21 protein-coding genes are annotated in these 10,293 nt (G+C 52.6%); 1 reads left to right on the forward strand and 20 read right to left on the reverse strand.

The features are described from left to right. Nucleotides 1-4 precede the first annotated feature (4 nt). The 20 genes from rpmD to rpsJ form a co-directional block, all read right to left on the reverse strand. Nucleotides 5-175 carry a 50S ribosomal protein L30 gene (gene rpmD, locus JKK62_RS06165; RefSeq protein ID WP_201427137.1) on the reverse strand — a complete coding sequence of 57 codons (171 nt, stop codon included), beginning with the start codon at nt 173-175 and terminating at the stop codon, nt 5-7. Between the two features lie 12 nt (nt 176-187). Next, nucleotides 188-679 carry a 30S ribosomal protein S5 gene (gene rpsE, locus JKK62_RS06170; RefSeq protein WP_399552966.1) on the reverse strand — a complete coding sequence of 164 codons (492 nt, stop codon included), beginning with the start codon at nt 677-679 and terminating at the stop codon, nt 188-190. Nucleotides 680-706: 27 nt separating this feature from the next. Beyond that, complete coding sequence (gene rplR, locus JKK62_RS06175; protein WP_201427139.1) at nt 707-1,063, reverse strand: 50S ribosomal protein L18; 357 nt, start codon at nt 1,061-1,063, stop codon at nt 707-709. 21 nt (nt 1,064-1,084) lie between these two features. After that, nucleotides 1,085-1,624, reverse strand: a complete 540-nt coding sequence (gene rplF / locus JKK62_RS06180) for a 50S ribosomal protein L6 (RefSeq protein WP_201427140.1) — start codon at nt 1,622-1,624, stop codon at nt 1,085-1,087. Nucleotides 1,625-1,639: 15 nt separating this feature from the next. Further along, nucleotides 1,640-2,038 carry a 30S ribosomal protein S8 gene (rpsH, locus tag JKK62_RS06185; protein ID WP_201427141.1) on the reverse strand — a complete coding sequence of 133 codons (399 nt, stop codon included), beginning with the start codon at nt 2,036-2,038 and terminating at the stop codon, nt 1,640-1,642. 18 nt (nt 2,039-2,056) lie between these two features. Next, the gene (locus JKK62_RS06190) at nt 2,057-2,242 is read right to left on the reverse strand and encodes a type Z 30S ribosomal protein S14 (RefSeq protein ID WP_201427142.1); all 186 of its coding nucleotides are present in this window, start codon (nt 2,240-2,242) and stop codon (nt 2,057-2,059) included. Between the two features lie 12 nt (nt 2,243-2,254). Beyond that, on the reverse strand, nt 2,255-2,794 hold the full coding sequence (rplE, locus tag JKK62_RS06195; RefSeq protein ID WP_201427143.1) for a 50S ribosomal protein L5: 540 nt from the start codon (nt 2,792-2,794) through the stop codon (nt 2,255-2,257). Nucleotides 2,795-2,808: 14 nt separating this feature from the next. Beyond that, the gene (gene rplX / locus JKK62_RS06200) at nt 2,809-3,126 is read right to left on the reverse strand and encodes a 50S ribosomal protein L24 (protein ID WP_201427144.1); all 318 of its coding nucleotides are present in this window, start codon (nt 3,124-3,126) and stop codon (nt 2,809-2,811) included. Nucleotides 3,127-3,140: 14 nt separating this feature from the next. Further along, nucleotides 3,141-3,509, reverse strand: coding sequence for a 50S ribosomal protein L14 (rplN, locus tag JKK62_RS06205; protein ID WP_201427145.1), 369 nt, complete (start codon nt 3,507-3,509; stop codon nt 3,141-3,143). Nucleotides 3,510-3,531: 22 nt separating this feature from the next. Further along, nucleotides 3,532-3,789 carry a 30S ribosomal protein S17 gene (gene rpsQ, locus JKK62_RS06210; protein ID WP_201427146.1) on the reverse strand — a complete coding sequence of 86 codons (258 nt, stop codon included), beginning with the start codon at nt 3,787-3,789 and terminating at the stop codon, nt 3,532-3,534. A gap of 11 nt (nt 3,790-3,800) precedes the next feature. Continuing rightward, complete coding sequence (rpmC, locus tag JKK62_RS06215) at nt 3,801-3,998, reverse strand: 50S ribosomal protein L29 (RefSeq protein ID WP_201427147.1); 198 nt, start codon at nt 3,996-3,998, stop codon at nt 3,801-3,803. Nucleotides 3,999-4,000: 2 nt separating this feature from the next. After that, the gene (gene rplP, locus JKK62_RS06220; RefSeq protein WP_201427148.1) at nt 4,001-4,417 is read right to left on the reverse strand and encodes a 50S ribosomal protein L16; all 417 of its coding nucleotides are present in this window, start codon (nt 4,415-4,417) and stop codon (nt 4,001-4,003) included. Further along, entirely contained in the window at nt 4,417-5,157 is a 741-nt protein-coding gene (rpsC, locus tag JKK62_RS06225; protein WP_201427149.1) for a 30S ribosomal protein S3, read from the reverse strand. The genes rplP and rpsC overlap by 1 nt, the downstream gene beginning before the upstream one ends. Before the next feature lie 12 nt (nt 5,158-5,169). Beyond that, on the reverse strand, nt 5,170-5,505 hold the full coding sequence (gene rplV, locus JKK62_RS06230; protein WP_201427150.1) for a 50S ribosomal protein L22: 336 nt from the start codon (nt 5,503-5,505) through the stop codon (nt 5,170-5,172). Nucleotides 5,506-5,525: 20 nt separating this feature from the next. Next, on the reverse strand, nt 5,526-5,798 hold the full coding sequence (gene rpsS, locus JKK62_RS06235) for a 30S ribosomal protein S19 (protein ID WP_201427151.1): 273 nt from the start codon (nt 5,796-5,798) through the stop codon (nt 5,526-5,528). A 24-nt stretch (nt 5,799-5,822) separates the two neighbouring features. Beyond that, the gene (rplB, locus tag JKK62_RS06240; protein ID WP_201427152.1) at nt 5,823-6,656 is read right to left on the reverse strand and encodes a 50S ribosomal protein L2; all 834 of its coding nucleotides are present in this window, start codon (nt 6,654-6,656) and stop codon (nt 5,823-5,825) included. Nucleotides 6,657-6,869: 213 nt separating this feature from the next. Then, nucleotides 6,870-7,163, reverse strand: coding sequence for a 50S ribosomal protein L23 (rplW, locus tag JKK62_RS06245; protein WP_201427153.1), 294 nt, complete (start codon nt 7,161-7,163; stop codon nt 6,870-6,872). Further along, nucleotides 7,160-7,783 carry a 50S ribosomal protein L4 gene (rplD, locus tag JKK62_RS06250; RefSeq protein ID WP_201427154.1) on the reverse strand — a complete coding sequence of 208 codons (624 nt, stop codon included), beginning with the start codon at nt 7,781-7,783 and terminating at the stop codon, nt 7,160-7,162. The genes rplW and rplD overlap by 4 nt, the downstream gene beginning before the upstream one ends. 16 nt (nt 7,784-7,799) lie before the next feature. Next, on the reverse strand, nt 7,800-8,432 hold the full coding sequence (gene rplC, locus JKK62_RS06255) for a 50S ribosomal protein L3 (protein ID WP_201427155.1): 633 nt from the start codon (nt 8,430-8,432) through the stop codon (nt 7,800-7,802). A gap of 253 nt (nt 8,433-8,685) precedes the next feature. Then, nucleotides 8,686-8,997, reverse strand: a complete 312-nt coding sequence (gene rpsJ, locus JKK62_RS06260) for a 30S ribosomal protein S10 (protein ID WP_201427156.1) — start codon at nt 8,995-8,997, stop codon at nt 8,686-8,688. Nucleotides 8,998-9,525: 528 nt separating this feature from the next. Here rpsJ and JKK62_RS06265 point away from each other — a divergent pair. Beyond that, nucleotides 9,526-10,275: a hypothetical protein gene (locus JKK62_RS06265; protein ID WP_201427157.1), complete on the forward strand. Its 750-nt coding sequence runs from the start codon at nt 9,526-9,528 to the stop codon at nt 10,273-10,275. Nucleotides 10,276-10,293 lie beyond the last annotated feature (18 nt).

Consider the following 10,293-nt stretch of genomic DNA (forward strand, 5'->3'; position numbering starts at 1 on the left):
CTCCTTAGTCTTCTTCAACTGCTACGAGGTGTACGATCTTCTGTACCTTACCTCTGGTAGCCGCGTTGTCGGGCTGCTCGGTGATGTCACCGATCTTCTTCAGACCCAGAGAATAAGCGGTAGCAATCTGATCCTTCTTGGAGCCGATGAGGCTCTTAACCAATTTAATTTTCATCTTGCCGCCTCCTTACAGAATCTCTTTTACGGACTTGCCGCGTACGCGGGCAACCTCTTCTGCGGTGCGCAGAGCGCCCAGACCCTGAAGAGTCGCGCGAACGACGTTGCAGGGATTGTTGGAGCGGAGAGCCTTTGTACGGATGTCCTTGATGCCGACTGCCTCGACAACGGCACGGACGGGACCGCCCGCGATTACGCCGGTACCGGGTGCGGCAGGCTTCATCAGAACTCTGCCCGCGCCGTAGGCGCCGATGATCTCATGGGGAATGGTCGTGCCCTTGAGGGATACGGTCATCAGGTGCTTTTTCGCGTCCTCAATTCCCTTGCGGATCGCGTCGGGAACTTCACCGGCCTTGCCGATACCGAAGCCAACGATACCGTTGCCGTCGCCGACGACTACGAGAGCCGCGAACTTCATGACACGGCCGCCCTTTACGGTCTTACTGACACGGTTGATCGCGACAACGCGCTCGGTCAGCTCCAGTGTTGATGCGTCAATAATATTAGCCAAAGTTGTTTCCTCCAATCCTTAGAAATTGAGGCCGCCCTCACGGGCGCCTTCGGCCAACGCTTGTACACGGCCGTGATAAATGTTACCGCCTCTGTCAAAAACGACGTCGGTGATGTTCTTGTCTTTTGCGCGCTCGGCGATGAGCTTGCCGACAGCCTTGGCTGCCTCTTTGTTGCCGCCGCCTTCTATGGTCTTATCGAGAGAAGAAGCGCTGCACAGGGTAACGCCCTTTACGTCATCGATGATCTGAGCATAGATGTTGTTGGTGGAGCGGAACACACAAAGGCGGGGACACTCGGCTGTGCCGCTTAACTTACCGCGTACTCTCTTGTGTCTTTTGACACGAGCAGCTTTCGAATCAGGTCTACTTACCATTTGTTTATTTCACTCCTTTGATTAAGCCTTACCGGCCTTGCCTTCCTTACGGCGGATATATTCACCGGCATACTTGATGCCCTTACCCTTATAAGGCTCCGGCGGACGTTTCTCTCTGACCTCGGCAGCAAACTGACCTACCTTTTGCTTATCTATGCCGTGGATGATGATGCTGTTGGGGTTGGGGACCTCGATAGTGATGTCCTCGGTATCCTCCACGATGACCTGGTGGCTGTAGCCGATGTTCATGACGAGCTTCTTGCCCTGCTTCTGAACACGGTAGCCGACGCCGTTGACCTCGAGCTCCTTCTTGTAGCCCTCGGTAACGCCGACGATCATATTGTGGATGATGGTACGGGAAAGGCCGTGCAGAGAGCGGTTGAGCTTCTCATCGTCCGGACGCTTTACCTCGATGACTGCCCCATTGATTTCTACAGCCATGTTAGGATGGATCTTCTGGGTCAAAGTACCCTTGGGACCCTTGACTGTGATAACACCGTTTTCGAATTTCGCTTCGACACCGGCGGGAATATTTATAGGTTTTCTTCCAATTCGAGACATGATCGCACCTCCTTCTTACCAAATGAACGCGAGTACCTCGCCGCCGACGTTCTGCTTTCTGGCTTCACGGTCGGTCATCACGCCCTTAGAGGTCGAGATGATGGCGATACCAAGGCCCTTCATGACCTTGGGCATATCCTCTACGCTGCTGTAAATACGCAGGCCGGGCTTGGATACACGGCGTAAACCCTGAATGACGGGCTGCTTGCCCTCCAGATACTTCAGGGTCACGGTGATGACGCCCTGCTTGCCGTCCTCCTCTACGGAGAACTTCTTGATATAACCCTCGTCAACCAGGATCTGGCAGATAGCCTTCTTCATGTTGGACGCGGGGATCTGAACAGTGTCGTGCTTCGCTGAGTTAGCATTACGGATTCGTGTCAGTAAATCAGCGATAGTATCAGTAATTTGCATAACTTAAATCCTCCCTGCTTACCAGCTTGCTTTCTTTACGCCCGGGATCTCGCCCTTGTAAGCGAGCTCACGGAAACAAATACGGCATACGCCAAACTTACGAAGGTAGGCGTGTGGTCTACCGCATATCTTGCAACGTGTGTATTCGCGAGTAGAGAACTTCTGTTTTCTCTGCTGCTTATTCTTCATAGCAGTCTTTGCCACAACAATCCCTCCTTACTTCTCGAACGGAGCGCCCATCAGAGAGAGCAGCTCACGTGCTTCTTCATCATTCTGCGCGGTGGTAACGAAAACGATATCCATACCGCGAACCTTGTCGATCTTATCGTAGTCGATCTCCGGGAAGATCAGCTGCTCCTTGAGACCGAGCGCGTAGTTGCCTCTGCCGTCAAAGGAGTTGGGGTTGATACCGCGGAAGTCACGTACTCTGGGCAGCGCGATGTTGAAGAGTCTGTCGAGGAACTCATACATACGCTCGCCTCTGAGGGTGACCTTGGCGCCGATGGGCATACCTTCACGCAGCTTGAAGTTCGCGACGGACTTTCTCGCCTTGCAGATATGCGCCTTCTGACCCGTGATCTGAGCCAAATCGGAGAGGATCGCGTCCATCGCCTTCGCGTTGTCCTTGACCTCGCCCGCGCCTACGTTTACTACGATCTTGTCGAGCTTGGGGATCTGCATCACACTCTTGTAAGAGAACTTCTTCATCAGAGCAGGTGCAACTTCCTCAGCATAAAACTTTTTCAGTCTTGCCATTTCTTCAGTCCTCCTTACAGTGCTTCGCCGCACTTCACGCAGATACGGCTCTTGGTGCCGTCCTCGTAGAGCTTGTGGCCTACGCGGGTCGGCTTCTTGCAGCGGGGGCAGACGATCTGGACCTTGGACGCGTACATCGCGCCCTCAGCCTTGATGATGCCGCCGGGCTCGCCCATACGGCGGGGCTTGATGTGCTTGGAGACGATATTGATCTTCTCTACGATGACCTTGCCCTCTTTGGGAGATACCGCGAGCACCTTGCCCTTCTTGCCCTTGTCTTTACCGCTTAAAACTACTACGGTGTCACCGGTTTTAACATGAACTTTATTCATTTATGACACCTCCATTAAAGTACTTCCGGAGCGAGGGAGAGGATCTTCATGTAATCCTTGTCACGAAGCTCTCTTGCTACCGGTCCGAAGATACGAGTACCGCGCGGGTTCTTATCTTCCTTGATGATAACGGCCGCATTCTCATCGAAGCGGATGTAGGTACCGTCCTCGCGGCGAACGCCCTTAGCGGAGCGAACGACAACGGCGCGAACGACCTCACCCTTCTTTACTACGCCGCCGGGCGCAGCCTTCTTAACAGAAGCAACGATAACGTCGCCGATATTGGCATATCTTCTCCTGGTACCGCCGAGTACACGAATGCACATAAGTTCTTTTGCACCGGTGTTGTCGGCGACCTTGAGATAAGTTTGCTGTTGAATCATGTGTTAATCTCCTCTCAAGAACTTATTTCGCTTTTTCGACGATTTCCACGAGTCTCCATCTCTTGTCCTTGGACAGGGGACGGGTCTCCATGATCTTAACGCGATCACCTACGCCTGCCTCATTCTTTTCATCGTGAGCCTTGACGCGGATGGTGCGCTTGATAACCTTGTTGTAAAGCTTATGCTTTACGCTGTCCTCGATCGCTACGACGATGGTCTTATCCATCTTATCGGAAGCAACGCGACCGATGAGAGTCTTTCTCATATTTCTATCGCTCATGGTTTACCTCCTTATGCTTCCTGGTCAGCGAGCTCACGCATCACGGTAGAAACGCGCGCGATATCTCTCTTGACCGCAGTAATACGCATCGGGTTCTCGAGCTGGTTGATCGCAAGCTGGAAGCGAAGATTGAAGAGCTCCTCTTTGAGTTCCTTCAGTTTAAGCTCAAGCTCGCTGGGGGTTAAATCTCTTAATTCCTTAGCAGTCATGCTTAAACCTCCTCTTCCTTCTTAATGAACTTGCACTTGATCGGCAGCTTGGCAGCCGCTAAGCGCATAGCCTCTCTTGCTGTCTCTTCCGGAACGCCGGCGATCTCGAACATTACTCTGTCGGGCTTGACGACAGCTACCCAATACTCGGGTGAACCCTTACCGGAACCCATTCGGGTCTCAGCGGGCTTCGCTGTAACCGGCTTATCGGGGAAAATCTTGATCCAAACTTTACCGAATCTCTTGCAGTAACGGGTCATGGCGACACGGGCTGCCTCGATCTGGTTGGAAGTAATCCATGCAGGCTCTAATGCCTGGAGACCGTACTCACCGTAGGTGACCTTGTTACCTCTGTAGGCGCGGCCTGTCATTCTGCCTCTGTGAACTCTTCTGTACTTCACACGCTTAGGCATCAGCATTATTTTCTGCCCCCTTCCCTATTATCTCTGCGGGGTCTTCTCTCACCGCGGTTGTCGCGTCTGTCCCCGCGTCTCTCGCGTCTTTCTCTGCGCTGCTGGCTGCCGGCGTTGTCTCTGAGGACCTCACCGCGATACAGCCAAACCTTGACGCCGATCTTACCGTAGGTGGTGTTCGCCTCGGCAAAACCGTAGTCGATGTCGGCGCGCAGGGTCTGCAGCGGGATCGTACCCTCGTGGTACTGCTCGGATCTTGCGATCTCGGCGCCGCCCAGACGACCGGAGCACTGTGTCTTGATACCCTTAGCGCCCAGACGCATGGCTCTGCCGATCGACTGCTTCATCGCGCGGCGGAAGGAGATTCTTCTCTCGAGCTGGGAAGCGATGCTCTCTGCGACGAGCTGTGCGTTGAGGTCGGGGTTCTTGACTTCTACAATATTGATAGCGACGGGCTTGCCGAGCTTCTTCTCGCACTGTGCGCGGAGCTTCTCGATCTCCGCACCGCCCTTACCGATGATCATACCGGGCTTGGCGCAGTGGATGTGAATACGGATCTTCTTGCCGTCTCTCTCGATTTCGATCTTGGGAACGCCTGCTGCCGCAAGCTGCTTCTTCAGATCACGGCGGAGGTTGTAGTCCTCAACCAGTGTATCGCCGAAGTGCTTCTTGTCAGCGAACCAACGGGAATCCCAATCTTTGATGATACCTACACGTAAACCGTGCGGATTAACTTTCTGGCCCATAACTCTACCTCCTTATTCTCTTTCCTTGAGCACCAGGGTGATGTGCGAGGTCTTCTTATCGATGCGGAAGGCTCTGCCCTGTGCACGGGGACGGATACGCTTGAGTGTGGGGCCCTGGTTTACATAGCACTCAGCTACGTAAAGACTTGCCACATCCATATCGTGGTTATTCTCAGCATTTGCTACAGCGGACTTGAGCAGCTTTAACAGCGGCTCGCAAGCGGCCTTGGGAGTCTGCTCAAGAATAGCCTTCGCGAGCTTTGCGTCCTTACCTCTGATGAGGTCAAGTACAACGGAAACCTTGCGAGGTGAGATACGGACATAATTCAAATATGCCTTACTTTCCATTCTCTGTACTCTCCTTTGCCTTACTTACTAGTCTTGGAACCGGCGTGACCGCGGAAGGTACGGGTCGGAGCGAACTCGCCCAGCTTATGACCTACCATATCCTCGGTGACATATACCGGAACATGCTTTCTGCCGTCATGAACAGCAAATGTGTGTCCTACAAATTCGGGGAAGATCGTCGAGCTTCTGGACCAAGTCTTCAGAATTCTCTTCTCGCCCTTTTCGTTCATTTCCTGAACTCTTTTGAGCAGCACCGGCTGAACAAAAGGTCCTTTTTTCGTACTTCTACTCATAAATCAAGTTCCTTCCTTTCTGCCTTACTTGCTGTTTCTGCGTCTTACGATGAGCTTATCGGACGCCTTGTTGGTCTTTCTGGTCTTATAACCGAGCGCCGGCTTACCCCACGGGGTAACAGGGCCGGGACGGCCGACAGGGGATTTACCCTCACCACCACCGTGCGGGTGGTCATTCGGGTTCATGACAGAACCGCGGACGGTCGGGCGGATACCCATGTTTCTCTTACGACCGGCCTTACCGATCTTGACGTTCTCATGGTCGATGTTGCCGACCTGGCCGATGGTGGCCATGCAGCTCTCGGGTACGTTTCTTAACTCGCCGGAGGGCAGTCTGAGAAGCGCGTAGCCGTTTTCCTTCGCCATGAGCTGAGCCATGTTGCCTGCGGCTCTGGCGAGCTGAGCGCCTCTGCCGGGATAAAGCTCTACGTTATGGATAAAGGTACCGGTGGGGATGTTCTTGAGCGGAAGGGCGTTACCGGGCTTGATATCCGCGGTCTCGCCGGCTACGACCTTGTAGCCTACCTTCAGACCCTGGGGCGCGGTGATGTACGCCTTCTCGCCGTCCTCATACTCGACCAGCGCGATGAACGCGGAGCGGTTGGGATCGTACTCGATGGTCTTAACGATACCTTCTACGTCAAATTTCTGTCTCTTGAAATCAATAATACGGTATTTTCTCCTGTTGCCGCCGCCTCTGTGACGAACTGTGATGCGACCGTAGCTGTTACGGCCTGAGTGCTTCTTCAGAGGCTCGAGCAAGCTCTTTTCGGGAGCGACCTTGGAAAGTCCGGAGTAATCCGTAACCGACATATTACGTCTTGCGTTTGTTGTCGGCTTATAAACCTTAATAGCCATGTTATTTCACTCTCCTCATGATGGCTTTGCGGGATGATGGCGCATCCCATACATTCTTGCCTGTGTTGTTAATGATAAGATGATTTTCTGTTTTTCGCGGGAACATTCGGAGTGAACATAACAGGAATCGGGTGTGGGCGGAGCCCACCCTTCACCGTTATCCGTTCACCATTCACCGTTCACCGGCTGTGTTCGCCCCGCGAACACAGGCTTTTACATCATGCCTTCAAAAAACTCGATCGGTTTGCTGTCGGCAGTCAGCTGTACATAGGCCTTCTTCCAGCTACGGGTGTAGCCCTCGAAACGACCCTGTCTCTTCAAACGGCCGCGTACATGAACGGTGTTGACCTTCTGTACCTTAGCGCCCTTGAAGAGCTCCTCAACAGCTCTTGCGACGTCTATCTTAGTAGCTTTCTTCGCTACCTCAAAAACATATTTCTTCTTGGTAATGTCCTGCATCGACTTCTCAGTGATGATGGGGCGGATTACGATATCTTGAGCAATCATGCGTATACCTCCTCAATCTTGGTGAGCGCGTCCTTCGCGATGATCAGCTTATCGGCATTGAGAATGTCATAAACGTTCATCTCGTTTACCTGAGTGGTCTTGACGCCGGGGATGTTGCGCGCGGACTTGATCGCCTTTTCGTCAACCTCGGGCAGAACAATAAGCGCCTTCTTCTCAGAGCCTACGGCCTTGAGCATCGCGGCAGCCTTAGCGGTCTTGATCTCATCAAAAGCGATAGAATCGATGACGATGATCTCTTCAGCCTGAGCCTTGCTCGATAAAGCGGACTTCATAGCGAGTCTCTTTACCTTCTTGTTCACAGAGAAACGATAATCTCTGGGCTTAGGAGCAAATACGACGCCGCCGTGGTACCACTGGGGAGCGCGAGTCGAACCCTGACGAGCACGACCGGTACCCTTCTGTCTCCAGGGCTTTCTGCCGCCGCCGGAAACTTCGCTTCTGGTGAGTGCGGACTGTGTACCCTGACGCTGATTAGCGAGGTAGCTGACTACCATCTGGTGCATAACAGCCGCGTTCGGCTCGATGCCGAAAATCGATTCTGCAAGGTCTACGGAACCTACGTTCTTGCCCTGCATATCAACAACCTGTACGTTAGGCATGTGATTTCCTCCTTCCTTAAGCCTTTACGCTGTCTTTGATGACAACGTAGCCGCCGTTCGCGCCCGGGATGGCGCCCTTGATGGCGATGAGGTTATCCTCAGCGTCGATCTTGACAACGGCGAGATTCTGAACAGTGACCTTCTCGGCGCCGAGGTGGCCTGCCATCTTCTTGCCCTTCCAAACTCTGGAGGGAGAGGAGCAAGCGCCCATGGAGCCGCCGTGACGAGCGTTCGGGCCGGTACCGTGAGATTCCTTGAGTCGAGCGAAGTTCCAGCGCTTGATAACGCCGGCATAGCCTTTACCCTTGCTCTTACCCGTGACGTCGACCTTGTCACCTGTTTCAAATACATCTGCCTTGATGACCTGACCCAGCTCGTAAGCGGCACAGTCATCAAATCTGAATTCCTTAAGAACTCTCTTGGGAGCTACGTCAGCCTTCTTGAAGTGACCCTGCAGGGGCTTTGTGACGTGCTTCGGCTTTACATCGCCGTAGCCCATCTGGATGGCTGCGTAGCCGTCGGTCTCAACGGTCTTGACCTGTGAAACGACACAGGGGCCCGCCTCGACTACGGTTACGGGAACAACTTTTCCCTTTTCGTCGAAGATCTGTGTCATACCGATCTTCTTGCCGATTAATGCTTTCTGCATTCTGTATATCCTCCTTTTAGGTTATTGGTCGGCTTTCGCCGACATGACCCTGTCTGCGTGGTAGGTTGGGAATGTGATTATTATAATAGGTATATATCGGTCGTTCCGATCAACGTGTCATCGCGAAGCCCGCAGGGCTGTGGCGATCCCACAAAGAGGAACAGTGCATTTCCTTTTTGTGGGATTCCCACGGGGCTTGAGCCCCTCGGAATGACGGCAAACCGCAATGACTGATATATTGGGTTAATACCGATTATAATTTAATCTCAATCTCAACGCCGGCAGGGAGCTCTAAGCTCATAAGAGCCTCGACTGTCTTGTTGGACGGTCTTAAGATGTCGATCAGGCGCTTGTGGGTGCGCATCTCGAACTGCTCGCGGCTGTCCTTATACTTATGAACAGCGCGCAGAATGGTAACGACCTGCTTCTCGGTGGGGAGCGGGACGGGACCCGATACTCTCGCGCCGGTACGCTTAGCGGTAGCTACGATTCTTTCTGCGGACTGATCGACCAGCTGGTGATCATAGCCCTTCAATCTGATTCTGATTTTTTCCTTGACTGCCATATCTTCGCCTCCTAAATATTGTTTGGGTCGGCACGACTGAAGCCGAACTTTTCAAACACCCGTCCGGGTGTTCCTACCCCATCCGTTAAAAAAGCCGATAGCCGCAAAACGGCAACCGGAAGCACAGTGGCGCAGTAATGACATAGCAACCCCAATGTCATCAAAAGCTCAAACTATTCTTTCGCCCGGTTTAAAATCGGACATACTCCACGGAAAAACCAACGCTTTTGCGTTGCAACCTCCCGCTTCATCGCATATCTTGTGCAGTCACGCAGGGTTTATTATAGTATATAAGAACTGAAATTGCAAGAAATTACAGAAAATTTACATTTGAGAAATACGACGATATTTTTCGGGTGTTTTTATGCATCTTGCACAAACCTTCTATATCTTGTGTGTCAATCCTCCTCAACCACAAGGAGAATCGCCTTTTTCGCCATTCTTTCCCATTTTAAAACTTTATCAAAAAACTTGTTTTTGTTCAAGCGTGACGATATAATAAGGTAAATATCCATCGGAGATGATAAAATGAAAAAATGGCTATTACTAATCCTGACTGCCGCTTTGATTTTCAGCCTGTGTGCCTGTTCTAAGGATCATATCGAGATCGATCCCGAGCCGACCGCCGTTAATACCGCCGCCCTGCGCGGCGAGTTCGACGCCGCGTGCGCGTATGTTGAATCCGCTGCCGATGTGAGCAAGATGGAAGCGACCCTGCAGGACGATGAAAACGGTCTGTTTCGGCACTGGAACGGATTCAGTGAAGAATACGACGAGATCGGACTTGATTTTAAGTTAGAAGATAACGTCTTCACGCTCGGCACGACCACCGTCAGCGAGCTGACCGCGCTCGGCTACAAGCCCGATACGGATATCGAAACCTTAGAACCCAACACCGTACAGGGCTTCAGTATCACCAAGGGCGACAAATTCTGTAACCTTGCGGTAGACAACAGCACTGATCAGCCGCAGAAATTTTCGGATATGCTGATCGTGCAGTTCAACGGCACTTCTCCCGAGAACGGCTGTCTGCCTTTCACTTACAGCGGGATCACCTGCGGCTCCACGCTCAAGGAGGTGCTCGACGCACTCGGCACGCCGAAACTCAACATCACCGTATTGACCGACACGGCAGGCACAGAGATCGGGCTGAACTATCTGAACGCGACAACCAAGGACGATCTCGATACGCTGGAAATCTATTTGAGGTATGACAAAGACAAAGACACCGCGTTAGTCACATCTATTATCCTCAACCGTGTGGTTGGCGGTGTCTAAGGACAAAGAACATCCGAA

The sequence above is a fragment of the Ruminococcus difficilis genome, from assembly GCF_016680995.1.